Annotated in this window: 29 protein-coding genes; 11 read left to right on the forward strand and 18 right to left on the reverse strand. The window is 62.5% G+C overall.

Features of this window, described 5'->3' with window-relative positions; all coding sequences use genetic code 11:
* The first annotated feature begins 35 nt into the window (after positions 1-35).
* Positions 36-1,649 carry an aldehyde dehydrogenase (NADP(+)) gene (locus AC3AP7_RS15860; protein ID WP_475767568.1) on the forward strand — a complete coding sequence of 538 codons (1,614 nt, stop codon included), beginning with the start codon at positions 36-38 and terminating at the stop codon, positions 1,647-1,649.
* 74 nt (positions 1,650-1,723) lie between these two features.
* Positions 1,724-2,803 (forward strand): LacI family DNA-binding transcriptional regulator, encoded by a 1,080-nt coding sequence (locus AC3AP7_RS15865; protein ID WP_475767566.1) that lies wholly within the window; start codon positions 1,724-1,726, stop codon positions 2,801-2,803.
* Positions 2,804-3,009: 206 nt separating this feature from the next.
* Here AC3AP7_RS15865 and AC3AP7_RS15870 read toward each other — a convergent pair whose 3' ends face one another.
* The 6 genes from AC3AP7_RS15870 to cadR form a co-directional block, all read right to left on the reverse strand.
* A complete protein-coding gene (locus AC3AP7_RS15870; protein ID WP_475767564.1) occupies positions 3,010-3,789 on the reverse strand; it encodes an ABC transporter substrate-binding protein in 780 nt (259 codons plus the stop codon).
* The gene (locus AC3AP7_RS15875) at positions 3,786-4,676 is read right to left on the reverse strand and encodes a carbon-nitrogen hydrolase family protein (RefSeq protein WP_475767561.1); all 891 of its coding nucleotides are present in this window, start codon (positions 4,674-4,676) and stop codon (positions 3,786-3,788) included. The genes AC3AP7_RS15870 and AC3AP7_RS15875 overlap by 4 nt, the downstream gene beginning before the upstream one ends.
* A 67-nt stretch (positions 4,677-4,743) precedes the next feature.
* On the reverse strand, positions 4,744-5,901 hold the full coding sequence (locus tag AC3AP7_RS15880; RefSeq protein WP_475767559.1) for a pyridoxal phosphate-dependent aminotransferase: 1,158 nt from the start codon (positions 5,899-5,901) through the stop codon (positions 4,744-4,746).
* Positions 5,902-6,134: 233 nt separating this feature from the next.
* A complete protein-coding gene (gene dbpA, locus AC3AP7_RS15885) occupies positions 6,135-7,532 on the reverse strand; it encodes an ATP-dependent RNA helicase DbpA (RefSeq protein ID WP_475767557.1) in 1,398 nt (465 codons plus the stop codon).
* 21 nt (positions 7,533-7,553) lie between these two features.
* The gene (locus tag AC3AP7_RS15890; RefSeq protein ID WP_475767555.1) at positions 7,554-7,739 is read right to left on the reverse strand and encodes a hypothetical protein; all 186 of its coding nucleotides are present in this window, start codon (positions 7,737-7,739) and stop codon (positions 7,554-7,556) included.
* A 65-nt stretch (positions 7,740-7,804) separates the two neighbouring features.
* Entirely contained in the window at positions 7,805-8,236 is a 432-nt protein-coding gene (gene cadR / locus AC3AP7_RS15895) for a Cd(II)/Pb(II)-responsive transcriptional regulator (RefSeq protein ID WP_475767553.1), read from the reverse strand.
* Between the two features lie 78 nt (positions 8,237-8,314).
* On the opposite strand from cadR, the gene AC3AP7_RS15900 reads away from it, so the two are divergent.
* Positions 8,315-10,687, forward strand: a complete 2,373-nt coding sequence (locus AC3AP7_RS15900) for a heavy metal translocating P-type ATPase (RefSeq protein ID WP_475767550.1) — start codon at positions 8,315-8,317, stop codon at positions 10,685-10,687.
* A gap of 86 nt (positions 10,688-10,773) precedes the next feature.
* Here AC3AP7_RS15900 and eutC read toward each other — a convergent pair whose 3' ends face one another.
* Together eutC and AC3AP7_RS15910 are read right to left on the reverse strand one after the other, a co-directional pair.
* Positions 10,774-11,568 (reverse strand): ethanolamine ammonia-lyase subunit EutC, encoded by a 795-nt coding sequence (eutC, locus tag AC3AP7_RS15905; protein WP_475767548.1) that lies wholly within the window; start codon positions 11,566-11,568, stop codon positions 10,774-10,776.
* On the reverse strand, positions 11,565-12,959 hold the full coding sequence (locus AC3AP7_RS15910; protein WP_475767546.1) for an ethanolamine ammonia-lyase subunit EutB: 1,395 nt from the start codon (positions 12,957-12,959) through the stop codon (positions 11,565-11,567). The genes eutC and AC3AP7_RS15910 overlap by 4 nt, the downstream gene beginning before the upstream one ends.
* 663 nt (positions 12,960-13,622) lie before the next feature.
* Between AC3AP7_RS15910 and AC3AP7_RS15915 the strand changes: the two genes are divergently transcribed.
* The 4 genes from AC3AP7_RS15915 to AC3AP7_RS15930 all read left to right on the forward strand — a co-directional run bounded on the left by AC3AP7_RS15915 (position 13,623) and on the right by AC3AP7_RS15930 (position 17,609).
* A complete protein-coding gene (locus tag AC3AP7_RS15915) occupies positions 13,623-14,063 on the forward strand; it encodes a hypothetical protein (protein WP_475767544.1) in 441 nt (146 codons plus the stop codon).
* 230 nt (positions 14,064-14,293) lie between these two features.
* Positions 14,294-15,811, forward strand: a complete 1,518-nt coding sequence (locus tag AC3AP7_RS15920; protein WP_475767886.1) for a recombinase family protein — start codon at positions 14,294-14,296, stop codon at positions 15,809-15,811.
* Positions 15,808-16,710, forward strand: coding sequence for a plasmid partitioning protein RepB C-terminal domain-containing protein (locus AC3AP7_RS15925; protein ID WP_475767542.1), 903 nt, complete (start codon positions 15,808-15,810; stop codon positions 16,708-16,710). Before AC3AP7_RS15920 ends, AC3AP7_RS15925 begins: the two co-directional genes overlap by 4 nt.
* Positions 16,707-17,609 carry a plasmid partitioning protein RepB C-terminal domain-containing protein gene (locus AC3AP7_RS15930; protein ID WP_475767539.1) on the forward strand — a complete coding sequence of 301 codons (903 nt, stop codon included), beginning with the start codon at positions 16,707-16,709 and terminating at the stop codon, positions 17,607-17,609. Before AC3AP7_RS15925 ends, AC3AP7_RS15930 begins: the two co-directional genes overlap by 4 nt.
* 80 nt (positions 17,610-17,689) lie before the next feature.
* On the opposite strand, the gene AC3AP7_RS15935 is transcribed toward AC3AP7_RS15930, so the two are convergent.
* Entirely contained in the window at positions 17,690-18,544 is an 855-nt protein-coding gene (locus AC3AP7_RS15935) for an ImmA/IrrE family metallo-endopeptidase (protein ID WP_475767537.1), read from the reverse strand.
* Between the two features lie 9 nt (positions 18,545-18,553).
* Positions 18,554-18,901 (reverse strand): helix-turn-helix domain-containing protein, encoded by a 348-nt coding sequence (locus tag AC3AP7_RS15940; RefSeq protein WP_475767535.1) that lies wholly within the window; start codon positions 18,899-18,901, stop codon positions 18,554-18,556.
* Positions 18,902-19,074: 173 nt separating this feature from the next.
* On the opposite strand from AC3AP7_RS15940, the gene AC3AP7_RS15945 reads away from it, so the two are divergent.
* Both AC3AP7_RS15945 and AC3AP7_RS15950 read left to right on the forward strand, forming a co-directional pair.
* Positions 19,075-19,992, forward strand: a complete 918-nt coding sequence (locus AC3AP7_RS15945) for a hypothetical protein (RefSeq protein ID WP_475767533.1) — start codon at positions 19,075-19,077, stop codon at positions 19,990-19,992.
* 38 nt (positions 19,993-20,030) lie between these two features.
* On the forward strand, positions 20,031-20,576 hold the full coding sequence (locus tag AC3AP7_RS15950; RefSeq protein ID WP_475767531.1) for a hypothetical protein: 546 nt from the start codon (positions 20,031-20,033) through the stop codon (positions 20,574-20,576).
* A 47-nt stretch (positions 20,577-20,623) separates the two neighbouring features.
* On the opposite strand, the gene AC3AP7_RS15955 is transcribed toward AC3AP7_RS15950, so the two are convergent.
* The 8 genes from AC3AP7_RS15955 to AC3AP7_RS15990 form a co-directional block, all read right to left on the reverse strand.
* Positions 20,624-21,118 carry a hypothetical protein gene (locus tag AC3AP7_RS15955; protein WP_475767529.1) on the reverse strand — a complete coding sequence of 165 codons (495 nt, stop codon included), beginning with the start codon at positions 21,116-21,118 and terminating at the stop codon, positions 20,624-20,626.
* A gap of 39 nt (positions 21,119-21,157) precedes the next feature.
* Positions 21,158-21,322 carry a hypothetical protein gene (locus AC3AP7_RS15960; protein ID WP_475767527.1) on the reverse strand — a complete coding sequence of 55 codons (165 nt, stop codon included), beginning with the start codon at positions 21,320-21,322 and terminating at the stop codon, positions 21,158-21,160.
* 154 nt (positions 21,323-21,476) lie between these two features.
* Positions 21,477-21,890, reverse strand: coding sequence for a metallophosphoesterase family protein (locus tag AC3AP7_RS15965; RefSeq protein WP_475767523.1), 414 nt, complete (start codon positions 21,888-21,890; stop codon positions 21,477-21,479).
* Positions 21,887-22,726 carry a metallophosphoesterase gene (locus AC3AP7_RS15970; protein WP_475767521.1) on the reverse strand — a complete coding sequence of 280 codons (840 nt, stop codon included), beginning with the start codon at positions 22,724-22,726 and terminating at the stop codon, positions 21,887-21,889. Before AC3AP7_RS15970 ends, AC3AP7_RS15965 begins: the two co-directional genes overlap by 4 nt.
* The gene (locus AC3AP7_RS15975) at positions 22,723-23,592 is read right to left on the reverse strand and encodes an HAD family hydrolase (protein WP_475767519.1); all 870 of its coding nucleotides are present in this window, start codon (positions 23,590-23,592) and stop codon (positions 22,723-22,725) included. Before AC3AP7_RS15975 ends, AC3AP7_RS15970 begins: the two co-directional genes overlap by 4 nt.
* A gap of 14 nt (positions 23,593-23,606) precedes the next feature.
* Positions 23,607-24,395 carry a metallophosphoesterase gene (locus AC3AP7_RS15980; RefSeq protein ID WP_475767517.1) on the reverse strand — a complete coding sequence of 263 codons (789 nt, stop codon included), beginning with the start codon at positions 24,393-24,395 and terminating at the stop codon, positions 23,607-23,609.
* Positions 24,396-24,408: 13 nt separating this feature from the next.
* The gene (locus AC3AP7_RS15985) at positions 24,409-24,897 is read right to left on the reverse strand and encodes a hypothetical protein (RefSeq protein WP_475767515.1); all 489 of its coding nucleotides are present in this window, start codon (positions 24,895-24,897) and stop codon (positions 24,409-24,411) included.
* A gap of 14 nt (positions 24,898-24,911) precedes the next feature.
* Positions 24,912-25,481, reverse strand: a complete 570-nt coding sequence (locus tag AC3AP7_RS15990) for a 3'-5' exonuclease family protein (RefSeq protein ID WP_475767513.1) — start codon at positions 25,479-25,481, stop codon at positions 24,912-24,914.
* 265 nt (positions 25,482-25,746) lie between these two features.
* On the opposite strand from AC3AP7_RS15990, the gene AC3AP7_RS15995 reads away from it, so the two are divergent.
* Positions 25,747-26,292 carry a hypothetical protein gene (locus tag AC3AP7_RS15995; protein ID WP_475767511.1) on the forward strand — a complete coding sequence of 182 codons (546 nt, stop codon included), beginning with the start codon at positions 25,747-25,749 and terminating at the stop codon, positions 26,290-26,292.
* Between the two features lie 60 nt (positions 26,293-26,352).
* Positions 26,353-26,841 (forward strand): hypothetical protein, encoded by a 489-nt coding sequence (locus AC3AP7_RS16000; RefSeq protein ID WP_475767509.1) that lies wholly within the window; start codon positions 26,353-26,355, stop codon positions 26,839-26,841.
* Positions 26,842-26,856: the final 15 nt, after the last annotated feature.

Here is a 26,856-nt window from a genome sequence, read left to right on the forward strand (position 1 = left end):
CGCCGCACCCGACCTCTCGACAAGGAGCATCATCCATGCGGATCACCGGCGACATGCTGATCGGACAATCGACTGTGCGCGGCACCGGGACAGTTGTGCACGCAATCAATCCGGCCACGGGCGAGCCGCTCGCCGAACCCGGCTTCGCGGCCGGCGACAGGAATCTCGTCGAGCGCGCGTGCGCGCTGGCGCACGCGGCGTTCGATCCGTTCCGGCACGCGCCGCTCGCCACGCGCGCGGCGTTCCTCGAAACGATTGCCGACGGCATCGCCGCGCTCGGCGATGCGCTGATCGAGCGCGCGCAAGCGGAAACGGGCTTGCCGGCAGCGCGACTCGAAGGCGAGCGCGCCCGCACGACGGGCCAGTTGAGGCTCTTTGCCCAGGTGGTGCGCGACGGCCGCTGGCTCGGTGCGACGCTCGACTCCGCGCTGCCCGCGCGCAAACCGTTGCCGCGCGCCGATCTGCGGATGCAGAAGATCCCGGTCGGGCCGGTCGCCGTATTCGGCGCCAGCAATTTTCCGCTCGCGTTTTCCGTCGCGGGCGGCGACACCGCATCCGCTTTCGCAGCAGGCTGTCCGGTCGTCGTGAAGGCGCATCGCGCGCATCCCGGCACGTCGGAGATGGTCGGGCGCGTCGTGCAGCAGGCGGTCGCCGCATGCGGCCTGCCCGAGGGCACGTTCTCGATGATCATCGGCGAAGGCGCGAGCGTGGGCGAAGCGCTCGTCGCGCACCCGGCGATCCGCGCGGTCGGCTTCACGGGCTCGCGTGCCGGCGGACTGTCGCTGATGCGCGTGGCCGCGGCGCGCCCCGAACCGATTCCGGTCTATGCGGAGATGAGCAGCATCAATCCGCTGTTCGTGCTGCCCGCCGCGCTCGCGCAGCGCACCGAGGCGATCGCGCAAGGCTTCGTGGATTCGCTCGTGCTCGGCGCCGGACAGTTCTGTACGAACCCGGGGCTCGTGGTCGCGATCGACGGGGCGCCGCTCGCGGTGTTCATCGAGCACGCCGGCAGCGCGCTGCGCACCCGGGCCGCGCAGACGATGCTCACGCCCGGCATTCACGACGCGTACACGCGCGGCGTCGAACGGCTCGGCGCGCAGGCGGGCGTCGCGCTAACCGCGCGCGGCGCGGCACAACACGGCCCCAACGATGCATGCGCGGCGTTGTTCGTGACGACGGCCGACACGTTCCTGTCGAATCACACGCTGAACGAAGAGATTTTCGGGCCGGCGTCGACGGTGATCCGCTGCGACGACGCCGCGCAGTTGCTGAACGTCGCCGCGGCGCTCGAAGGCCAGTTGACCGCGTCGCTGCATCTGGACGCCGGCGATGCGCACGACCTCGCGCTCGCGCGCTCGCTGCTGCCCACGCTCGAACGCAAGGCAGGCCGCGTGCTCGCGAACGGCTTCCCGACCGGCGTCGAGGTGGCGCATGCGATGGTGCACGGCGGTCCGTTCCCGGCGACGTCCGACAGCCGCGTGACGTCGGTGGGCGCCACCGCGCTCGAACGCTTCCTGCGGCCGGTGTGCTACCAGGACCTGCCGCCCGCGCTGCTCGCCGACGCGCTGCGCGACGACAACCCGCTCGGCCTCTGGCGTCTGCAGGACGGCCGGTTGACGCGGCCGCACGCCGCCACGGACGCCGGCTGACGCGGCGCCGCGACGCGGACACCACCCCGCATTGGCTACAATAGGTTCCGCTCGCCTCTCTCCCGCTCACGCCTATGCCGACCGCCAAGCGCACCGCCCCATCCGTCGATGTCCCGGATGCCCCCGCGATGCCGGCCGCCGCGCCCGTCAAACGCACGCGCGGCGGCCCGAAGGGTCTGCGCATCACCGACGTCGCGGCGCAAGCGGGCGTCTCGCCGATCACCGTGTCGCGCGTGTTCAACAACCCCGAGTCCGTCGCGCCGGAAACGCTCGAACGCGTGCGGCAGGTGGTGCAAAAGCTCGGCTATGTGCCGAACCGGCTCGCGGGCGGCCTGTCGTCGGCCCGTTCGCGCCTGATCGCCGCGATCGTGCCGACCATCGCGCACTCGCTGTTCTCCGAAACGATCCAGGTGTTTAGCGAAACGATGTCGCGCGCCGGCTATGAAGTGCTGCTTGCGCTGAGCGGCTACAGCGATGCGAACGAAGAAAGCCTGCTCGACGCGGTGCTGAGCCGCCGCCCCGAAGGGGTGCTGCTGACCGGCGTCGCGCACACGGATTCGCTGCGCGAGCGGCTGAAGAACGTGCGTATTCCGGTCATCGAGACGTGGGACATGACCGACGCGCCGATCGACATGCTGGTCGGCTTCTCGCACTACCAGATCGGCGAGGCGGTGGCGCAGCACTTTCTCGCGCGCGGCGTCAGGCGGCCGGCGCTGATCTCCGCGAACGACGCGCGTGCGCTCGCGCGCCGCGCCGGGTTTCGCGACCGGCTCGCGCAAGCGGGCATCACCGACGTGGCGGAGAAGCTTGTCGCGCCGCCCAGCTCCGTTGCGCTCGGCAAGGCGGCGCTGCCCGAACTCATGGAGCAGGTGTCCGGCATCGACGCGGTGTTCTGCGGCTCGGACCTGCTCGCGATCGGCGCGCTCGGGGCGGCCCGGCAACGGGGTCTACAGGTGCCCGCGCAACTGGCGATCTGCGGTTTCGGCGACCTCGAATTCGCCACCGAAACCACGCCGCAGTTGACCACCGTGCGCGTCGACGGCACGCGCATCGGTCAGAATGCGGCGCGCTTTCTGCTCGACCGGCTCGATGGCGCGCGAAGCCGCGGCTTTCTCGACGTGGGGTTCAGCATGGTCGTGCGCGAGTCCGCGTAGCGCGCCGTCAGCCGTGCATGCGCCCGCGAGCCGCGCGCGGCCCGGCGATACCGAAATGCGCCGCGAGCGTATCGACGACGTTTTCCGCCATGCCGCGCCGCGTTTCCTCGGTGGCCGAGCCGATGTGCGGCGTGCGCTCCGGCAGGGCGCCCTGCCGTCACGACACCTTGCCTGCCGTCCCCGCGGGAACAAGCCCGCCGCGCCCCTCACTTCACCGATACGTCGATATCGCCAAGGTACTTCTTCGCCAGCGCCTTCACCGTGCCGTCGGCCTGCAACTTCTCGATTGCGGTGTTCAGTTCGCTACGCAATTGCGGATCGTCCTTGCGAATGCCGAATGCGATCCCGCTGCCGAGAATCTGGTCGTCGCGAACCGGCTTGCCGACGAACGCGAAGCCCTTGCCGTCGGGTCGCGACAGGAAGCCGGTCTGGCCCGCCGGCGCAAGCACGAGCGTGCCGTCGAGGCGCCCCGACATGAGGTCGGCGTAGATCTGGTTCTGATCCTGATACGACACGACGCTCACGCCGCGCGGTTCCCAATGCACCTTCGCATAGGTTTCCTGGATCGAGCCCTGCAGCACGCCAATGCGTTTGCCCTTCAGCGATGCAGCGGTCGGTTCGAGGCCGCTGTTGCTGCGCGCGATCAGCTGGCTCGGCACACGGTAGATGATATCGGTGAAGTCGATCGCTTCGCGGCGCTTCGGCGTCGCGTTCATGGCCGAGTTGATCGCATCGAACTTGCGGCCTTCCAGCGCTGGAATCAGCCCGTCGAACGATGTCTCGACCCACGAGCAGCTCAGATGCGCGGTCGCGCAAACGGCCTTGCCGATATCGATGTCGAGCCCCTGAAGCTGTCCGTTCGGCCCCTTCGATTCGAACGGCGGATATTGCGCCTCAAGGCCGAAGCGCAGGGTGCCGCCGGCAGCGAGCGCCGGAACCGACGCGAGCGCGCAGGCCAGTGCGAGCAGAGTTTTGTGCAGTTTCATCGGGAGTCCCCCTGGTCGTTGAAATCGGGTTGCGGCTGCGAAGTCACGTCCGGTGGCGTCGCGAGGCGGCGATGTTCGAGCACCGGCAGCCGGCCGCGAACCTGGTCGAGCACGCTGCGCGAAAGCGTCGCGACGGCTATCCCCGCGCCGTCTTCGCGGCACGCCAGCACCTCGCCCCACGGTGCCACGATCATACTGTGACCGAACGTGCGCCAGCCGTTAGGATGGGTGCCGAACTGACCGGACGCGAGCACGTACGCCTGATTCTCCACTGCCCGCGCCCGCAGCAGCAAGGCCCAGTGCGCGAGGCCGGTGGTGTGCGTGAACGCGGCCGGTACCGCGATCACATCGGCGGCGGGCCCCACCCGGTACAGCTCGGGAAAGCGCAGGTCGTAGCAGACCGACAGGCGCATCGTCCCGAACGGCCCGCTTACGCTGCCCACCTGCGTGCCGCCGAGCATCGTGTCGCCTTCCGCGTGCTGCTCCGCGCCCTGGCTGAAGCTGAACAGATGGATCTTGTCGTAGCGCGCACGGCATTGTCCGGACGGATCGAACGTCAACGCCGTGTTGTACGCGTGCGTGCCCGCGTACGGACCGCCGTCGGGCCGGATCGGCACCGTGCCGCCCACGAGCCATGTTCCCGTTTCGCGCGCCAGGTGCGCCAGCGCCTGCTGGATCGGGCCGTCGCCGAAGGGCTCGGCGAGCGCGACGCGTGCGCGCTCGTCGGTGCCGATCCAGCAGAAGTACTCGGGCAGACAGACCAGTTGTGCGCCCGCGCGCGCGGCCTCTTCGACCCAGCGGCGCGCCTCGCCGAGATTGCGTGCGACGTCGTCGGTGCTGCTCATCTGCACGACGGCGGCTTCCACCGTCTCCTGCATCGGGTTCATGGGCGTCCCTTCATTTGCGTCCCCTGCATTTGCGTCCCCTTCATTTGCGTCCCCTCGTTGACGCCCCTCACGCGACCGTGCACAGGCGCCGTGCCCCTTCGACGAGCGTCGCATCGTCCTTCGAGAAGCTCAGGCGCACGAGGCCCGCGTCGGTGCCGTCCGTGTAGAACGCGGAGAGCGGGATCGTCGCCACCTGGTAGTCGCGGATCAGCCGCAGCACGAAGTCGCTGTCGCGCTCGTCGGAGAAGCCGCGAAAACGCGCGAGCATGAAAAAGCTCCCTTCGCTCGGCAACAGTTCGAAGCGCGATTCGCGCAATGCGTCCGTCAGCAGGTCGCGTTTGCGCTGGTAGAACGCGGACAGATCGAGGTAGCCCTGCGGCTGGGCGAGCGCTTCGGCAAACGCGTACTGCATGGGCGTATCCGCCGAAAACACCATGAATTGATGGACCTTGCGGATTTCGCTCATCAGCGCCGCAGGAGCGAGGCAGTACCCCACGCGCCAGCCAGTCACGTGATACGACTTGCCGAACGACGACACGATCACACTGCGCGCGGCCAGTTCCGCGTGGCACGCCATGCTGTGATGCAGCGCGCCGTCGAACACGACGTGCTCGTACACCTCGTCGGACAGGATCACGATGCCGGTGTTGCGCGTGAGCGCGGTCAGCCGCTCGATGTCGTGATCGCGAAACACGGTCGCGGTCGGATTGTGCGGCGTGTTGACGATGATCATCCGCGTTTTCGGCGTGATCGCCGCGGCGACTTCGTCCCAGTTCACGCGGAAGCCGTCCGCCGTGAGCTTGATCGCCACCGGCGTCGCGCCCTGCAGGCGCACGATCGGCGCGTAGCTGTCGAACGACGGCTCGAAGTAGATCACCTCGTCGCCCGGATGCACGAGCGCGCTGATTGTCGAATAGAGCCCTTCGCTCGCGCTCGCGAGCACGGTGACTTCGTTCGCCGGATCGTAGCGCGCGCCGTACAGCGTTTCGACTTTCGCGGCGAGCGCTTCGCGCAGCGCCGCAATGCCGGCCATCGGCGCGTACTGGTTATGGCCGGCGCGCATCGCGCGCGCGACGCCTTCGACGAGCGCTGCGTCCGGCGCGAAATTGGGAGCGCCCTGCGACAGGTTCAGGGCATCGTGCTGGGCGGCCAGCTGGCCAATCACGGTAAAGATCGTCGTGCCGACATCGGGCAGTTTCGAGCGGGCTTGCATGGCGCTCTGCATCGCATTTCTCCATCTGACAACGATGGCTGCGCAGCGCACACGTCGGGCGTCGCACCGCAGCCGGTATGCCGATTAGGCATCAGCCGGCGTGCGGTCACAATCGATTGTTTGTCATGCACCGCATGCAAATACGTCATGGCGAATGCAGCGGTATGTGCGAAGGCCGCTGCGGCGCGCGGATTTCGGGCGAACGCCCATGATGAAACGTGATGCCGCGACGCCCGCCGCGCGGCTCAGTCGTCCATCAGGCGCGCCTTGACCTTTTTGCCCTTCAGCTTGCCGGCGTTGAGCCGGCGCTGCGCATCGCGCGCGATGCCGCGCTCGACCGCGACGTAGGTCGAGAAGTCGGTGACGTTGATCTTGCCGATCTGCGCCGCCGCGAAGCCGGCTTCGCCAGTGAGCGCGCCCAGCACGTCGCCCGGCCGGATCTTGTCCTTGCGGCCGCCGAGAATCTGCAGCGTCGCCATCGGCGGCAGCAGCGGTCCACCGCCCTGGTCCGACAGCTCCGCAAGCGGCCGCCACTCGACTTCGCGGCCCTGCGCCTGCTCGATGCCGCCGACGCGGCCCATCTCGTCCATGCTCGCGAGGCTGAGCGCCCAGCCGTCCTGATCCGCGCGTCCGGTGCGGCCGATGCGATGCACGTGCACCTCGGGATCCGGCGTGACGTCCACGTTGATCACCGCTTCCAGCTGCGCGATATCGAGCCCGCGCGCGGCGACGTCGGTCGCGACGAGCACCGAGCAACTGCGATTCGCGAACTGGATCAGCACCTGATCGCGCTCGCGCTGGTCGAGCTCGCCATGCAGCGCGAGCGCATGAACGCCCTGTGCGCGCAGCACGTCGAGCAGATCGCGGCACTGCTGACGCGTATTGCAGAACGCGAGCGTACTGACCGGCCGGTAGTGGTTGAGCAGCAGCCCCACCGCATGCAGGCGCTCCTCTTCGCTCACCTCGTAGAAGCGCTGGCGGATCTTGCTGCTGTCGTGCTGGGCCGCGAGCTTGATTTCCTTCGGACTGCGCATGAATTGCCGGCTCAGCTTGCCGATTCCGTCCGGGTAGGTCGCGGAGAACAGCAGCGTCTGGCGCTGCGCGGGACAGCGGCGAACGACGCTTGCGATGTCGTCGAAAAAGCCCATGTCGAGCATCCGGTCCGCCTCGTCGAGCACCAGCGTCTTCAGACCGTCGAGCGCGAGGCTGCCGCGTTCGAGGTGATCCATGATGCGCCCCGGGGTGCCGACGATCACGTGCGCGCCCTGTTCGAGGCTCGCCGTTTGCGGGCGCATCGGCGTGCCGCCGCATAGCGTCAGCACCTTGACGTTCTGCTCCGCGCGCGCGAGACGGCGCACTTCCTGCGTGACCTGATCGGCAAGCTCGCGGGTCGGGCAGAGCACCATCGCCTGCACCGCGAAGTCGCGCGCATCGAGCCGCGCGAGCAGCGCGAGCGCGAACGCCGCGGTCTTGCCGCTGCCGGTCTTCGCCTGCGCGAGCAGGTCGTGACCGGCCAGCGCGAGCGGCAGGCTCGCGGCCTGGATCGGCGTCATCTCGACATAGCCGAGTTGTGCGAGATTGGCGAGAACGGCCTCGGGGAGGTCCAGCGCGGCGAAAGACGCCGCGTTTGTCGGTTGATTCATGCGTGAGAGGCTCGCGGGTACTTACTGGAAGGGCCGGCCTTCGATCTGCTCGTAGACGGCCGTGCCGTCTTCGGCGTCGAAACGCTCGACATAATTGCGCGCCCCGCACAGCGGGCAGCGGAACAGCAGCCCCTGCCCCTCGTTCTTGATGACGACGTCGGATAGCGCCCACTGCGCTTCACAGGACTGGTTTCTGCATTTGAACACGGTGTTTCTCCTACTTCGATGCGGTTATTCGGGTCCGCGCGGGTCCGCGCGCGCGTGCGCGCCGCTCACCCGAGGTGCGTGTGGCGCACGCGCGGCACGCTCACTTCCACGTCTGTCAGCCCATGAACGATTCCGCACTCGCCGACCGAGCGCTCGCTGCTGCACTGCTCGCGCAGCACGCCCAGTTGCGCCTTGAGCTGCGTGAGCTCCTCGATGCGTGCGTCGACGTGCGCGATGTGCTCGTCGATCAGTGCGTTGATGGCGCCGCAGCTGTCGTCCGGCGCATCGGTCAGCCGCAGCAACGCACGGATTTCGTCGTGCGTCATGTCGAGCGCGCGACAGTTGCGGATGAAGCGCAGCCGCTCCACGTGCCGCGCGGTATAGCTGCGGTAATTCGCTTCGGTGCGCCCGGTTTCCGGCAACAGCCCCTCTTTCTCGTAGAAACGGATCGTTTCGGTCGTGCAGTGGGCAATTTTCGCGAGTTCGCCGATCTTCATGGTGCCTCCGGCCGGGGCCTTGACCTTGTAGTGGCTTCAAGGTGTTTACTAGACCACAAATCCCGCCAGGAAGCCACCATGCGCTACACCCGCCATGAAAATCCCGCCGGCGCCCATGCCGGTTCCGCCGCGCCGCGACCCGTTTCGGGCTGCTGCGGGGAGCACGGCGACCACGCCGAAGCCGAGGCGCGCGGCCACGAATCCGCGCCGCTTGCGGGCGCGCATCGGCACGATCATGCGCACGCGCACGCCGGGGCGCATTCGCACGACCACGGCCACAACCACGGACACGACGCCTGCTGCGATACGGCTGCGGCCGTGCTCGCGCCGCTCGCCCCGGCGGCGCACGTCGCCGATGGCCGCGTACGCACGGCGATCCGCATCATGCAGATGGACTGCCCGACCGAAGAAGCGCTGATCCGCAAGAAGCTCGGCCAGATGCCCTCGGTGCACGCGCTCGACTTCAACCTGATGCAGCGCGTGCTGACCGTTGTGCACGCACCCAATGCGCTCGCAACGATCCTCGCCGCGCTGCGTACGCTCGATTTCACACCCGAACTCGCGCAGTCGGGTGCGCCACCCGCGCCCGCCGCGCCGCGCCGGCGCGTCCTGCCGCTCGCGATCGCCGCCTGTGCCGCCGCGGCGGCCGAGGCGGCAAGCTGGTCGGGGGCGCCCGCATGGCTGACGGCGATGCTTGCGATCGCAGCCATCGCCGTCTGCGGACTCGGCACGTATCGCAAGGGCTGGATCGCGCTGCGCCACCTCAACCTGAATATCAACGCGCTGATGAGCCTCGCGGTGACCGGTGCCTTGATCCTCGGCCAATGGCCGGAAGCCGCGATGGTGATGGTGCTGTTCACGCTGGCGGAGCTGATCGAAGCCCGCTCGCTCGAACGGGCGCGCCACGCGATCAGCACGCTGATGCAGCTCGCGCCGCCCCAGGCCACCGTGCAGCAGCCGGACGGAAGCTGGCGCACGCTCGACGTCGCGCAGGTCGCGCCCGGCCAGATCGTGCGGGTGAAGCCGGGCGAGCGGATCGCGCTCGACGGCGAGATCGTCGCCGGGCGGTCGAGCATCGATCAGGCGCCGATCACCGGCGAAAGCCTGCCGGTGGACAAAGCGCCCGGCGATGCGGTGTTCGCCGGCACGATCAACGGCGCGGTTGCGATCGACTTCCGCGTGCGCACCGCCGCCGCCGATTCGACGCTCGCGCGCATCATTCACGCAGTCGAGGCCGCGCAAGGCGCAAAAGCGCCGACGCAGCGCTTCGTCGACCGCTTCGCGCGCATCTACACGCCGATCGTGTTCGCGCTCGCGCTGTGCGTCGCGGTCGCGGGGCCGCTGCTGACGGGCGGCGCGTGGCACGCGTGGATCTACAAGGCGCTCGTGATGCTGGTCATCGCCTGCCCGTGCGCACTCGTCATCTCGACGCCGGTGACGATCGTCAGCGGCCTCGCCGCGGCCGCGCGTCACGGCATTCTGGTGAAGGGCGGCGCCTACCTCGAACAGGGACGGCGCATCGGGTGGCTCGCGCTCGACAAGACCGGCACGATCACGCGGGGCAAGCCCGTGCAGACCGATGCCGAAGCATGCTCCGACACGAGCCTCGCGCGCTGCCGGATCCTTGCCGCAAGCCTCGCGGCGCGCTCGGATCACCCCGTGTCGCAAGCCCTCGCGGCGGCCGCGCGTGCCGGGCGCATCGCGCCCGCGGACGTACAGGCGTTCGAAGCGCTGCCCGGCAGCGGCGTGCGCGGCACCATCGACGGCGCCGACTACTGGCTCGGCAATCACCGGCTCGTCGAGACGCTCGGCCGCTGCACGCCGGCGCTCGAAGCACGGCTCGACGTGCTCGAACGCGAGGGCAAGACGGTCGTGATGCTGATGGACGCGCAGCAGGTGCTTGCGCTCTTCGGCGTCGCCGATGCGGTGAAGGACAGCAGCCGCGCCGCGATCGCGAGCCTGCACGCGCTCGGCGTGCGCACCGCGATGCTGACGGGCGACAACCCGCACACGGCGGCTGCGATCGCCGGCGAGGTCGGCATCGATGCGGTGCACGGCAACCAGATGCCTGAAGACAAGCTTGCCGCCGTCGAAGCACTGATGAAGGACGGCGCGACGGTGGCGATGGTCGGCGACGGAATCAACGATGCGCCGGCGCTCGCCCGCGCGGACATCGGCATTGCGATGGGCGCGATGGGCACGGATACTGCGATCGAAACCGCCGACGTCGCGCTGATGGACGACGATCTGCGCAAGCTCGCAACGTTCATCCGGCTGTCGCGCGCAACGCACGGCGTGCTGGTGCAGAACATCGCGCTCGCGCTCGGCATCAAGGTGGTGTTCCTCGCGCTCACGCTGATGGGCTACGGCACGATGTGGATGGCCGTGTTCGCCGACGCGGGCGCGAGCCTGCTGGTAGTCGGCAACGGGCTGAGGCTGCTGCGCAGATAGCGCGCGGCAGCGTCGCGTGCGTCGCGTGCGTTGCGTGCGTTGCGTGCGTTACATGCGGCGACGCGCTCGCGCCCTCGCGCGCTCCGCTACGTCTGCGGCGGCAACGACGCTGGACCCGCGACGCCCGCCGCGTCGCCCAACACCGTGTCGCTGTCGTCTTTGAGCCCCACGCCGGTGAGCCCGAGGCGCCGCGCATGCGTGAGCAGATACTGCAGCTTGTGCGCGGCGGCCTCGTAGCCGAGGCCCTCGGGACGCACGTTCGAGATGCAGTTGCGCTGCGCGTCGTGACACCCCACTTTCGGCGCGTGCGTGATATAGATGCCGAGGCTATCCGGCGAACTGAGGCCCGGACGTTCACCGATCAGCATCACGACGAGCGCGGCGTGCAGCAGTTCACCTATCTCGTCGCCGAGCGCGACGCGCGCTTCGCGCGCCACCACGACCGGGCCGATGTGCCAGCCGTCGAGCCGCGGCCGTACCGCGAGCAGCAGCGGCACCGCTTGCCGCGCCGCGGCGAACGCCGACAGCCCGTCGCCGATCGCGAACACCACATCCGCCGGCTCGACGGCGCGCTGCGCGAGCGCGGCGCGGCTGTCGTCCGACAGGCGCCGGCCGAGATCGGGCCGGCGCAGATAGTGCTGACGATCGGGCGCGGCGCTGTGCACGTCGAGCGTCGCAAAAGCATGCGCGCGCAACTGGGCGTGCAGCGCGTCGACGTCGAGCGGCTGATGGACCGCGTCGCGCGCCTGCGCATGCGCGAGGCTGAACGCGAGCAGCGGCGCGGTCGGCACACTGTTGCCCGCGCGCCCGAGCGCAATGCGCGCATTCGTGAACTGGCGCAGCGCGCTCCACGGATTCGGGTCGAGATAATCGCGATTCATGCGTGCCCCATCCATTCGCGCGCGTCGGCGAGCAGCGGTTGCGTCGGCGAATGGCCGAGCAGACGCCCTTTCGTATCGGTGATCCGCATCGACTCCAGCCATGCTTCGAACTCGGGGGCGCGGCGCAAGCCGAGCACGTCGCGCACATAGAGGGCGTCGTGAAAGGACGTGCTCTGATAGTTCAGCATTACGTCGTCCGCGCCGGGCACGCCCATGATGAAGTTGATGCCGGCGACGCCGAGCAGCGTCAGCAGGGTGTCCATATCGTCCTGATCGGCCTCCGCGTGGTTCGTGTAGCAGATGTCGCAGCCCATCGGCACGCCGAGCAGCTTGCCGCAGAAGTGGTCTTCGAGTCCCGCGCGGATGATCTGCTTGCCGTCGTACAGATACTCGGGCCCGATGAAGCCGACCACCGTGTTGACGAGAAAGGGCTTGAACCGACGCGCAACCGCATACGCGCGCGCCTCGCAGGTCTGCTGGTCGACGCCGTGATGCGCGTTCGCGGAGAGCGCGCTGCCCTGACCGGTTTCGAAGTACATCACGTTGTCGCCGACGGTGCCGCGCCCGAGCGACAACGCGGCCTCATGGGCCTCTTGCAGCAGCGCGAGCGAGATGCCGAAACCGGCGTTGGCCTGCTGCGTGCCGGCGATCGACTGGAACACGAGATCCACCGGCGCGCCTTTTTCGATGGCGGCGATCGTGTTGGTGACGTGCGTGAGCACGCACGACTGGGTGGGCACCTGATAGCGTTCGCGAAACGTGTCGACCATGCGCAGCAGCGTGATGATTGCCGCGAGACTGTCGGATGCGGGGTTGATGCCGATCAGCGCGTCGCCGCAGCCGTACAGCAGGCCGTCGAGCATCGACGCGGCGATGCCTTTCACGTCGTCGGTCGGATGATTGGGTTGCAGACGCACCGACATGCGTCCCGGCAGCCCCACGGTGTTGCGAAAGCGCGTGACGACCCGCCGCTTGCGCGCGACGGCGATCAGGTCCTGGTTGCGCATCAGCTTCGAGACGGCGGCGACCATCTCGGGGGTGAGCCCGATGGCGATACGGCCGAGCGCGTCGGCGTCCGCGTCATCCGAGAGCAGCCAGTTGCGGAAATCGCCCACCGTCAGATGCGCGATTTCGGCGAACGCCTGCGGCGCGTGGCCGTCGATCACGAGCCGCGTGACTTCGTCGCTCTCGTAGGGGATCAGCGCCTCGTCGAGGAAACGCCGCAGCGGCACCTGGGCGAGCGCCATTTTCGCGGCGACGCGCTCCTCCTCGCTCGCGGCCGCGATGCCCGCAAGCTCGTCGCCGGAGCGCAGCGGGCTCGCGCGCGCCATCAGCGTTTTCAGGTCGGCGAAGCGGTAGGTGCGGGGGCCGATGGTTTCCGAGTAGGGCATCTTTGTCGCTCCTGCGGGGCTGCGGGGCTGCGGGGCTGCGGCGGGCGGGGGGCCCCTGGTGGAGCGTGGGCTCGGCGGGGGGATGGGTGGGTGCCCGCTTTGGGGAATGGTAATGGGTCAAAAAAGGGGAGGAGGAGGATCGAACGCCCGACCTTCGCATTGCGAATACGAGTCTATGCTATTCGTGTGTCATCCAAAGCGGCTAAACTCTCCTTGGGAGCATGTTATGCCTTAAACACGAAATTCCCGACAGGCCCAATAAATGTCACCCCTATAGAAAAATGGGTCTGTAAGTATCTCGACTTACAGACCCGGCGGTCTCTGTACAGAGCTATCTATGCCACCAACTATCAGCGGCTATTGAAAAGCGAAATCCATAAATTTCTCAGTTTATGCATCCGTTTTTCTCAGGTTATGAGTCCGTCTACTGTCGGGCGTCAGTATTAGTGAAAAACGATGGCCTGATTTTATAGGAATTTTTCACTAATACTGACGCGCTCCTTTCGCCCCCGCGTCACGAATGATGAAAAAACTCGGCGGACACGCCACAAAACGTGAAAATTCTCGAGGGTGGGTCGCTGAGGCCCGTGCAGCAAGGCTCTGACGAGCCTGCTCGCCTCAGAGCAACGGGCACCATCCGCGATACGCGTATGGAGTCCCGCCATGAATCCGGATCGGATTTGCGCTGCCTGCGGTGCAGCATTCACGCCACTCGTGCACGTTCCCGCGCAACGCTACTGCTCATCTAGGGCCTGCCAACTCGCCCGGCGCCGAGCTTGGCAGCAGCAACGGCTGCGTACCGATCCGGATTATCGCGAAAACCAGATCCGCGCGCAGGATGGCTGGAGCGCCAGGCATCCCGACTACTGGCGACTGTACCGCGAGACCCACCCCGCCTATTGCGAGCGCAATAACGCGATGCAACGCGTCCGGAACCAACGGCGCGATACAAGTTCGATTGCAAAGATGGACGTGTTACCCAGCGGACCGCCGCTTGCGTCCGGCTTCTATCTTCTCAGCAACATCGGCGGACCAATTGCAAAGATGGACGCGTGGACCGTACATATTGCCGTTCTGTCTGGGACTCCGGCATTTTCCGCGTGATTGCAAAGAGATGACGTGATTGATTCTGTCCCTGCTCCTGCTACCGTTGCTCTGTACCCGCTCGCATCGTCCGATGCTGCCATCTACTGCAACTGCAGCACCGGCGGACGTCGATAAGAGCCCCCGAACGCAATATTGCCGGGGCGACGCGGCGAGGAGTGGTTGCTGGCTGGAGCAGAATCGTGGACCTCGATTGCACAGGCGAATCGGTTACCGCGCAAACCCCATCGATGCGCGCGGCGGAGTATGTCCGCATGTCCACCGAACACCAGCAGTACTCGACGGAGAATCAGCGCGACCGGATACGTGAATATGCCGCGCACCGCGGCCTCGAAATTGTGCGGACCTATGCCGACGAGGGCAAAAGTGGTTTGCGCATCGATGGGCGCCAGGCATTACAGACACTGATAAGGGACGTAGAGGGCGGTACCGCAGATTTTCAGGTGATCCTCGTCTACGACGTGAGTCGCTGGGGGAGATTTCAGGATGCGGATGAAAGTGCCTACTACGAATACATCTGCCGGCGTGCTGGCATCCAGGTTGCGTACTGCGCAGAACAGTTCGAGAACGACGGATCGCCGGTTTCCACGATCGTCAAAGGCGTCAAGCGTGCCATGGCTGGTGAATACAGCCGAGAGCTGTCAGCGAAGGTCTTCGCCGGTCAGTGCCGCCTGATCGAGCTCGGTTTCCGGCAAGGCGGCCCTGCAGGATATGGATTGCGCCGGGTCCTCGTCGATCAGCATGGATTGATGAAGGCGGAATTGCAGCGCGGCGAACATAAATCCTTGCAGACTGATCGGGTCATCCTGATGCCGGGCCCGGAAAACGAAATCCGGATCGTCAATCTGATCTACAACTGGTTCGTTGAGGAGTCGCTGAACGAGTACGAGATCGCTGCCCGCCTTAACGCAATGCGCGTTCAGACGGATCTCGGGCGGGACTGGACCCGGGCCACCATCAGGGAGGTACTGACCAACGAGAAATACATCGGCAACAACGTCTACAACCGCGTTTCGTTCAAGCTGAAAAAAACGCGTGTCGTGAATCCCCAGGATATGTGGATCCGCAAAGAGGGCGCATTCCAGTCAATTGTTCCGAGTGAAACGTTCTATACGGCGCAGGGCATCATGCGGGCGCGCGCCCGGCGCTATTCGAATGAGGAGTTGATCGAACGCCTGCGCAATCTGTACCACAGCCGTGGTTTCCTGTCCGGTGTCGTGATCGACGAAACCGACGGTATGCCTTCGACCTCGGTCTACGTTTACCGGTTTGGCAGTCTGATCCGGGCATATCAAACTGTCGGATTCACGCCCGGCCGTGATTACCGCTATATCGAGACCAATCGCTTCCTCCGTCAGCTGCATCCGGAGATCGTGACCGAGACGGAACGCAAAATCGCTGAACTCGGCGGTAGCGTTGCCCGCGATCCTGCAACTGACTTGCTTACGGTCAACAGCGAATTCACCGCCTGCATTGTCCTCTCGCGTTGCCAGCCACATGACACGGGACACAATCACTGGAAGGTGCGGTTCGATACCAGCCTGCTGCCGGATATCACTGTGGCCGTGCGGCTCGACCACACGAATGCCGCGGCACTCGACTACTACCTTCTTCCACGACTGGATTTTGGTCAACCACGGATTCGTCTGGGCGACTGGAATCCGGTCGAATTTGAAAGCTATCGCTTCGATACGCTGGACTATCTGTATGGAATGGCGCAGCGTGCCCGCCTGAGGAGGGTTGCATGAACTCAGGTGCCCAGACCGGCGAAGTGCGGATGATCCCCATCGATCAAATCGACGTCATTAATCCACGAGAGCGGAATAGCCGTGTCTTCGAGGAAATCGTCGGCAACATCAAGGCCATCGGTCTGAAAAAGCCAATCGTGGTTACACCTCGGGAAACGGCAACCGGAGCGGAAAAATATCTGCTTGTCTGCGGCGAAGGGCGACTCAAGGCATTCCGCTCGCTTGGTGAGTCAACCATTCCTGCGCTCGTTGTCAGCGTGAGCGACGAAGACGCCTTCATCATGAGTCTGACTGAGAATATCGCGCGTCGTCAGTGTCGGCCACTCGAACTACTCGCCGGTATCCGGGAACTTCAGGATCGCGGTTACACCCCGAAAGTCATCGCCACCAAAACGGGCCTCACGATGCAATATGTGCAAAGCATTCTGACGTTACTCCGTCATGGCGAAGAGCGACTGGTGATCGCGGTCGAGAAAGGTCAAATCCCGCTGAATGCTGCGCTATCTATCGTGAGTGCTGGCGATAATGATGAAGCTATCCAGATGGCCCTTCAGGAAGCGTACGAGTCCGGCAATCTGCGCGGAAGGCAGCTCATGGACGCTCGCCGAATTATCGAACGTCGGAAGGTTCTTGGACGATCAGCCGGCCGCAACATGTCACGCAAGACGGCAGATATCACTTCGTCCAGCCTGATTCGCACCTATCACCGTGAAGTGGAGCGCCAGAAGGCCATCGTCAAAAAAGCCGAATTCACGCAGCAACGATTGATGTTTGTTGTCGGGGCCCTTCGGCAACTGTTCACCGACGAAAATTTCGTCAATCTCCTGCGGGCAGAGGGGTTGGCAACCCTGCCCAAATATCTGGCAGAACGCGTCTGGCCGAATGGGAGTCCGGTATGACAGGCATAGCCTTGGGATTCATACCCGAGCCGCTTTCGGTTCTGGTCACCAATATTCTGCCGTCACGTCGTACACCTGCCGGTACGGTGACCTCCCGAAAATTCAACCAGATAAAGGCGTCGATCGAAGAAATCGGACTGATTGAACCACTATCGGTCATGCCTGTCGATCCAACCTCGGGACAACATGTTTTGCTCGATGGGCACCTACGACTGATTGCACTCCAGGATCTGCACTTCGACACTGCGTCCTGCCTTATCGCGACGGATGACGAAAGCTACACCTACAACAACCGGGTCAATCGGTTATCGACGATCCAGGAGCATTTCATGATCAGGCGCGCAGTCGAACGCGGTGTTTCTCCCGAGCGACTGGCGAAAGCACTATCGCTCGATGTATCGCAAATTCTGAAACGCATGGCGCTGCTGGACGGGATTTGCCCGGAAGCGGCCGAATTGCTAAAGGACCGGCAGTTTTCACCGGAGCTAGTTCGAGCGTTACGCAAGATGAAGCCGACCCGGCAGGTCGAGTGCGTCGAACTCATGGTTTCGGCAAACAATGTCACCGTATCGTATGCCGAAGCCCTGCTCGTAGCGACGCCGGCATCCCGTTTGGTTGACGGGAAAAAGCCGCCGAAACTCACGGGTGTAGGCCCTGAGCAGATGGCGAAGATGGAGCGCGAGATGAGCAACCTACAGGGACAATACAAGCTTGTAGAGCAGACCTATGGACAGGACGTGCTCAATCTCGTGCTCGCAAAAGGCTACCTGGCTCGACTTCTCGAGAACGAAGCCGTTCATCAATATCTGCAGTCGCAACAAGAGGATCTACTGACCGAATTCCAGACAATCGTAGATACGATCGCGCTTGATCAATCCAATCTGGAAGTCATTACCTAAAACTCCCGTTGCTACAACGAGAGCGTGGCGTACCCGACTGCCGATGACCAAATCTGCCGCGTCGGTATTCCACGCATATCTCAGTATTTAAATTGCGGTGCCTGCCAAACCCGATCAGCGTGATCGTCCTCATCCGGTACGTCTGCGGTGATAACCGTCAGCGTCTTCCCATAGTCTCCGAGCCCAACTACCTCTTCCGAGGCTTCGATTTCGTCGTCGATATGGAACCACAAGCCCAGTTCGGTATCGTTGCTATCTTCGGCGGCAGAATCGATCTTCCCCGTATCTTGATTAAACTCCCTGGTCAATGAATCGCGGGGAAGGTTACTGCCTTTCTTCAGGTGGCGGTAGCCTTTAATTCCACGCATTGCCTGCGAGGAAAAGCAATAGTCAACCGTCGAGCCATGGCTGACGATGATAGCGACAGCGGCCTCCGTCAACTCAGCGTATCGGATGGCAGATGCCGTGAGCGAGGTTTGACAGTTGATCGCCAGGCCTCTCACTGCCGCCATTCCATCGGAAAATTGTGCGACAGCCGCCCCGAATAGGTGACTCGGCATGAGAAGGCCCGCAGCGAAATGATCAGCCTCTAATTCATACTGATCAGACGAGCCAAAGCCAGCCCGTGATTCGTGAACCTCTCCATTGCGGAACACCGCTTCTGGATGTCCCTCCAGAAAATAATGGCCGAGCTCATGAGCAATGCTGAAGCGTTGAAATCCTTCGCTCGTAATATGCGTGGCATATGCAATCGCGAATCCCTCTCCGGATCGGATGAGCATGCCCGATACACCTTGAGCGCTGGGTGGCTTGGCAACCACCTGTATATCCCGACTAGCCGCAAGCAATAGAACGTCAACTGGCAGTGTTAAGCCTTCATCCCGAACAATTTTTTCGGCGACTTGCTCAGCATCTCGTAGCTTGCGTTCTATCACGACCACTCCTCAGGAGCGATTTCGCTCCGCCAGTTGCTTGATCAGACTCTCTGCAATCGCCCTATCCGCCTCACTGAGTGATTTCACGTCGCGATAGAGCTGCTCATCCAGCGCCGTATTTCCGTGCAAGTCACCAGTCCTGCCGAGCAGGTAATCGGTGGTCACGTCGAGCGCCTTTGCGAGCGCACGCAGATTGTCGAAGGACGGCTTCCTGGTCCCATCCTCTTTCTCAAAGTGCGAAATCGAGGTAGCAGGCAGGTTACACAAACGGCCGAGCTCTGCCTGTGTGAGAGAGCGAATGTCTTCCCGGACATGGCGCAAACGCTGGGCAAACAGCGTGCGGCTGGAATCTTCCATTTGTCGAAAATGAAATAACTATGTTGACGAACTCGTAAAGTGTCGATAGAGTCAGGGGTAACTTGCCAAAATCGACAAGTTCAGTGTAGCACGAGAATTCTCCGTGGGGGGCCCATAGGCGGTTCTACCGGAATCCGGCGGCTTGCCAGGCTGTTGTGACCAAGGAGCGAGTTATGCCGACAGGCGATGTACGAAATAAGTTGCTCCAGATCGCGCGGTTGCTGGATTCGGGATCGTATCCAGTTGTCAAAAATGGCGGGCTTGTCGTGCCCGGGGAGCACGCCATTTCTCCTTTCGTCCTGGGCCAGGAGTTGCACCATGTCGAACCAGGAAAAAAGGGACCAAAGGCCCGAGCACGAACATCAGCACCGGGAACCGGACCACAAGAGCCATTCCCCGGGCGGGCATCACCATACGCCCGACCCGGGCCGCCAAATCCCGCCACATCGCTCTTCGTCCCAAACCTTCGGGACAAGTATCTGAACGAGCTTGGCACGATCAAGCGCGCTTACCCCGGTACGCAGCATTGGCTCAGTGACGATGGACTATGGCTTATCGTCGAGAGCTCGCTGCTACCGGGCTTTTTGCAGAAGGCGACTTTTGTTGTTGCAACGCACTTTGCTCGCGGATTGGTTCGTGCCTGGGGATTTTGGGGGACATCGATCATCGGATACGAATGGATTGGCCCAAGACATACAAACTTTCCGGACGGTTCGATCTGCGCATTTGAGCCAACCGACGGAACATGGACTGCCCATGGCTCACTAGTAGTACTACTTGATTTATATACGTTGTGGTCGGTAAGGCAACTGCACCTGCAGATTTTTGGACGTTGGCCGGGCTACCAATCTGTCCGCTACCCATATGAACGAATACTCGAGCTACGTGACGACGAGTTCTGCGGTTGTGGGCAAGGAAATCTTCAGTACGGGAAATGTTGCCAGCAAGAAGATCTAGCCTTGAATCAAGTTAACGAGGCTCTGCAATTTACGTGGTTCATGCGGGGTGGCATACGACGGCCACCATTATCAGTTATCGATTTTTTGAAGTATCGATCCCAGCTACCGGATATGGAAAAGATTTTTTCCTGAGAATCCCTGTACCGAAACTGAACGTCCTGGAGCTACCCATGCAACCGCCCGCCGCATCAAACATCGTAGAAGCTCAGCCTGATCGGCTTCCGAATGGCCTAACGAAATCTCAACTCAAGGCGTTGCGCCGGCTATTCACGGTAATTGTGATCATCATGGCACTGTGTCTCGCCGATTTCTATTGGCATTGGTCATCCTCGAATTGGCAAGGCTTATCACAAGGCGTATTCGGCGGAGTCATCGGAGTATTTCCATACGTGTACCGGTTGATGCTGGATGACAATTTATTCACGCTGACCGAGCATGGTAGTGCCCCTACGAAGGATGGAAACATTGCATACCTTCGGGGACGACTGACCATTGGTATTCCGTCCGGATTTGTTCTATCCGCTATCGCAGCATCTGTTTATCCTCATTGCACAGATGCCTGCCTCGTGGCGCTCGGCATCTTGGGCGCATCGTCTCCTCAGTTCCTCGAGAAGCTTGCGGACACCTTGATTGGTTTTCGGCGGAGAACTCGCTCGGAAAATAGGAAAGGAAAGGGGAAAAACCACTCTCAGCCGGGGGACGAAGACTCAGCGTGATGAATCCGAGCATCCGCCGCAGCGCCGGATCGAAATACTGGATCTGCTTACATAGGGACGGGGATAGCAGCGATGATGTCATCTTCTTTGATACCTAACTGCATCAGGGCCTGGCCGCGGGTCGCGGTCTCGAAGAGGAAGTAATGCAGGCCGTCCTGCCCCTGGTGCCAGGCCACGGCCGGACCATCCTGGGCCGAGCGAGCGCCCGCAAAAGCGTCGACGGCGATCTCGCCCAGCACGCCAATCCAGTCGGCGGCCACCGAGTCGGTATCCCAGATCGATTCGAGGCTGGGCGCGTCGACCGCCGCACGCGGCGCGGGCCGCGAGTAATCGCGCGTCACGATCAGGTCGATGCCCGGCAGCAGATCGCTGACGAGCAGCGGGCTCTCTGCCACCGCGACGGCCGTGTCGATTGCGGTGATCGCTGCCGTGATGCGCGAAGCCACTATCGGACCGAACGCCGACGGCCCGGATTCGGGCGAGACGTTCGCCAGTCTGGCGATCACGCGCTGGGCAATAGTGAGACGTTCGGCCGGCTGCATGAATTTCCTTGCAAGGTCTGATGTGTCGGCGGAATGAGTTTATGGAGCGAAGCCAGGTCGATTACGGCGTTGCTCATCAAGTTCGCCGGCCACAATCACATTACCGTTCTGGTCACTGATTCCGCGTAGCCCAACGCCAAATGCCCGGAAACCATTTTTCGCATCGGCTGCGCGGTAGTCCAGCCGCATCATGGTGATGCGCATGGAACGATTGCTTTACATTCAGTAGCTGCGCGAGTTCACGGATTGCCGTGAATCCATACGGGTGGCAATCCGGAGCCTCGTGCGTTACCAGGTTGTCAGCAGGTCCGGCTAACAGGAGTGCGTCATAATCGACCGGGAAGATCGTGCTTCGATGCTAGCGAGGAAGCCCGCCGCGCCATAGATTGTTCCGCCCGCACTGGGCAGCGTATTCCGCCTGGGTATGCACACAGGGTTGCTGAGGTGGTTCCCATACCTGTCTCCGAAAGATCCCTCCCAGTCCGGCTATCCGCACCCCGGCAACAGTGACAATGCGTCCATGCAGATTGCGTTCGGTGAGTCCGGATTCGAACACGTTGTCGAAATCGCTATCGCAATCTGTGTCGTGGTTGCCGTGGATCCACCACAGTTCGGTCATGTCGTGCACCGGACGAAGTACTTCGTCGAGTGGCGTGCGAGGTTGAAGATCGCCGAGCAGAACCACAGCATCAGGTCGATGCTGCTGCACGGCCGAAGCGATATGGCCAAAGCGGCCGTGCGTATCCCCGCAGAAAAAGATGGTACGGCTCACCTAGGCTTTCCTGTCACGGGTTGGTCGCCTCGAGCGAGCCATTCTGGAACATCGGCGAGATCGAGAATCGTCAGTTTGTTGCCAAATACCGCACCCGTATCGATATCAATCACGTTGCCGCGCTGGGCAACCTCGTAAGTGGGCGTATGGCCGACGATCACGGCCGCAACACCGTGGACGTGCGCGAATGACCCACGCCCCTTCCAGCGACGGCGATCCCATATCAGTTGTTCTCGCTCATACCCCGTGATCGAGTCGTTGGTGAGGCTCCACGTCAAGTCGTCCCATTCCTCGCAAACAGGTTCGGCGTGGACGATGCCAGCCCTGTCGTGCGTTGTCTCGATCTCGATCGCGTAGGGCAACGCGACGAAGCAGCTCACGATGCGTTGCATGCGCTCGCGCGCCTCGTTATCTGGCGCGCAGTACAGTTCAAGAAACCATTGTCCACCGTTGTGGACGAGTTGACTTGTGCTGCTGTCGTAATAGGCCCACTCGGCGATCGCCTGGTCGGGGTTTTCGCGCACGGCCTTGATGCGCCCATGATCGTTCTCGCATTCGCGGTCTGCAAGCCAGTCCAGAATGCCCTGCTCATGGTTGCCGCGTACTGCCTTGATCTGGTGACGATGGATTGCGTCCAGCACTGCGGGAGACTCACTTCCGCGATCAACCAGATCGCCGACGCTGAACAGCCTGTCACGCTCTGGATCGAAATCGAGTCTGACCAGTTCGGTGTCCAGCATCGTGAAGCAGCCGTGAATGTCACCGACCACGAAGTCACGGCCGCGTGAGTTGAGTGGATAGCGGTGTACTGGCTGATAAAAATCCATGGCGATCATAGTCCGTCACCGATCCAGAATTGATCGGGATGTGGCAGTCGTGGCAAGACCATCGATGGGCGTGAGAACGGCCTGTCAGACCAGTGATGTGGATTACGTTGCCGCTGAATCAGAACAGCACGCATACCCATGCCCTGCGGGCCAATATGGTCGTTGGTGAAACTGTCGCCGACCCACAGCACCGTGTCTGGAGAATCTCGTTCGGCACCCTCGTCGAGTTCTTGCAGTACCCAGTCATAAACGGCCGAATCGGGTTTCCTGGCACCGATCTGGAAGGACCAGCCGTATGCGTCCAGTTCATAAGGTAGCAGCTTGAGCAACGGTGCGGCGTAGGGTATCGCAAGGTTCGATCCGACCGCGATCTTGACGCCGAGCGCTTTCCATCCGCGTAGTACGTCCAGTACTTCTGGATACAGTTCAATGCTGGCCAGCTCGGCTGCCAGATCCACCTCTAGTTCGTCGATTGCTTCCTCGTCGTGAAAATCCAGTTGATAAGCCGCTTCGCGTAGCGTCAGTGGCTGGGTCATGATGAGGCGGATTGCCGCCGACGTATCGCCATACTGCCGCACCAGTCTTGCATAGGGATTGCGCTTGTCCCGAATCTCACAGAGCATGCCGAAGGCGTCGAACACCACCGCATCGATTGCAGTAATGTTCCGCATCGGCAGCCTGACTGCCTCACCCTGCAACCGATCCTGTAGCCATGCCGTGAATTCGATATGGGCCTGCACGGTCATCGCGCGACCTTTGGGGCCAAAGATTGACCGGTCACGCGGCCAGGCCTCAAGCCACGCGCGTGCAATCTGCTGAAGGGGGCCAGGCAGATCGCTGGGATAGATGAGGCTGTTTTCATGGTCGTTGTTCATGGTGTAGCTCGTATTCAGACGTCCACCAACAATGCCGGATTGAAATCCGGATTCAGATGCTTCGGCGCGTAGCCCCTCGGATTGCAGATCACGCGAGTACCGGAGGTTTCAGGTGTATCTGAAACCACATAGTCAAAGCTCGTGTGCATATGCCCATGTGCCCAGAGTTGAACCGTCGGCCCCATCAGCACCTCGAGATCCGATGCATAGGCGGGCGTCAGTTCATCGTCCCGGTACTCTTCCTCGACAGAGCGTGGCGATGGCGCATGATGGGTCACGACAACCGTCTTCCCGTCGAACGGTGTGGCAAGCATGTTTTTCAGCCACGCACGCGACTGCTCATGCCGGCGCACGGTGTCCGATGGGTAAAGCTTCCGGTACGACGATGTCGCACGGATTTTCCGGAAGTCGTTCATTGACTCCTGCGCGCGGCGCATGGACAGGACAGCCGAGACGTCGCTAACACCCAGATGAAAGTCGGTCCAGAGTGTGCTGCCAAGGAATCTGACGCCGCCGATCACGACAGCCTCATCTTCGAGAAAATGAATATTCGTTCCCTGAGCAGCCTGCCGCAGCTTGTCGAGCGTATAGGTGAAGTGACCGCCGTAGAACTCGTGATTGCCTGCCACCATGATCACGGGCTTGTCCTGATCGCCGACAAAATTTCTGGCCCATTCCACGCTGCGGTCCTTCGTATGAATGTCGCCAGCCAGCACAACGACGTCGGCTTCGGCGATGGCGGAAGGCGCGGCCGCAAGCGACTCAAACTCGTTATGCAGGTCGGACAGGATCAGGAGCTTCATTGTTGTTTCCGTTCTATTGAGACTTTCTTGCTTCCATCCAGGCGAGCCATCCCATCCGGTACGCGCGGGCGTCGACGAGCGCGTGATGTACACGGGGATCCGTCCGGTAATAGCGGGCAACCGTCTGGTCGTAGATCGTTGTGTCGATCAGGGGCCGCGGGTCGTAGTAGCGGTCCGACAGGCTGGAAGGTAATGGCGTACCCAGCAGATCAAGCAAAAATCGCCAGTCTGTTTCCGAGTCACAGGCAACCTGTACAGCGCGCGGCGCATCATCAAGCCAGGCGCGCAGGGCGGCGCTGGCTTCAACGTACGGGACGCGCGGGCCAGCGCAAAGCAGCAACACATCATGCAGCACGAACGCTGAGCAGTCTGCGACCGTCCACGTGTCGGACAGTTCGATATAGAACTCACGCGAGCCGTCCCCGGCGACCAGTGCGAGACTGATAAATCGCGGCTGGGCCTGCCGACGGCCCGTGTATTCCGTATCGAGAAAAAGCAGCATGGCTGTTTGTCTGGCTATGTCCTGGAGAAGGCAAACGCATTGGCGCGCGCGTCGTGCAGTGCATGGTGATCGCTCAGGCCGGTGTTCATGAAAAAGCGCTCTACCTCAAGGTCATCGAGCCGTTTCCAGATGTTCTCGGTCTTCCACGGCTTGGGCAATGGACCGCCGATCAGGTGCTCGAGCAACTTCAGATCGCCGTCGAAGTCAAAACACAGCACCGGCCGTGGTTTGGCAGGAACTCCTCCAAGCCACGACAGGACCTCGCGGCGCAGCTGATAAAACGGCATCGCACGGCCGGGTGGCTGGCCCAGTTGAGGCAGAACGGTTTGCCGCACGAAATCGCTGCACAGGGCGCGATTGAAATCAGTCACCTCGCCATAGAACTCCCGCCTGTCCTCGCCGACGATAGCGATGCTGATCAGCTGACAGTCGATGAAGGACGTAAATTCGGTATCAAGGAAGTAGCGCGGCGTCTGCGGATCTCGTGGGTGCGGCGCACCAAACTCGCGCCCGACAGGCGGTGTATCAAGCCACGCCTGAATGTCTGCGAGCGTCTGTCGACCTGTTTTACGCGAGTTGCTCATCAATTACTCCATCGTCTCCGGCGCACTACGAGCCTTACCGCAGGGCCATTGGGTCAAGCCCATGCCCAGCTACGTCTGTTAGGCAAAGTGGCTTCTCAACGCACGCAGACTAATATTTCATATTTTCTGGTATTAATCTACGGGAGTATTGAGGGAGCTTTCTTGTTCCGAATTGTGAAATTTAGGGTCTTAAGTGTGTGGATCTACTGCGTACAAGGGACACCGGCGTCGATACGGCCTAACATGTGCACAGGAACCACCAGGAATGACCGCATCGGAGTCACTTGTGCATCTGTACGCCCTTTCTCTTGACGTCTCTGAAGCACTCGCCGCTGCGAAAACGGGGGGCATAGTCTGCGCAACAATTCGCGCGGAAAACGGCACTTTTTTTGTCGAACTGGAACTACGCGATAACCGTTTTGCCGACCTCGTGGTTTCGAATGGCCGGGAGCGGCGCCTGTTCCGGGATCCAGGTCATGCCCTGAAGGTCGTCCGCGAAATCGGTATCACCAGTGGGCGGTTTGAACTGGAGGAGTGGGATACCAAGGCTCCCAAGGCGCCTGCATGGACGCGCCCAGATCAGGCCGAAGCGATGAAGACACGACACAGGCGCGCCGAGCAGGATGCCGAGTTCGAGGCCGAGATCCAGGCTGAACTGGACAAAGCCGACGATCCTGGTGTCCAGTGGGTTCCCCACGAAAAGCTCATGAACAAACTGGAACAGAGACTGGGCGCCATCGAGGTAGATGCCATGCTCACCGCGCTCAGTAAGTCCCGCTCATCTTCCCCACGGAAAGGCTCTGCCGAATGATCCGCGAGCAGTGCTGCAACAGCAGACGACTGCCTGGCACTTGATATCCGGGAAAGAGAGATGCCGCTCAAGGTTTTCATTGATACCGAGTTCACGGACTTCATCGACTGTCATCTGATCAGCCTCGGCATGGCCGCTGAGTCAGGGGAGGAGTTTTACGCTGAGGTCCCTTACCCCGACAAGGCATGCAGCGCATTCGTGCGTGAGGCTGTCATTCCCCTGCTGGGACGGATCCCGTACGCTGCGTGCGCTTTCGATGACCTGCGTGTGCGAATCATCAAGTGGCTGGAGATCGTCAGGCTCGGTGATGAAAACGTCGAAATCTGCTTCGATTACCAGACAGACTGGGATCTGTTCATTGATGCGCTCGACTACCGCGTTCCTCCGTGGTGCGCTCCGCTACCTGTAGCCAGCAACATCAATGAGTTGCTGCTCTACGATTTTCATCAGAAGCATGCGCTGCCCAGCCATCATGCGCTTTACGATGCACAGGCAAACCGGTACGCGTATCGTTCCCGGCCAGTTGATCAGCACCCACCCGTTCGCTGAATGAGCACGCACCGA

Source organism: Paraburkholderia sp. PAMB 6770, assembly GCF_057748135.1.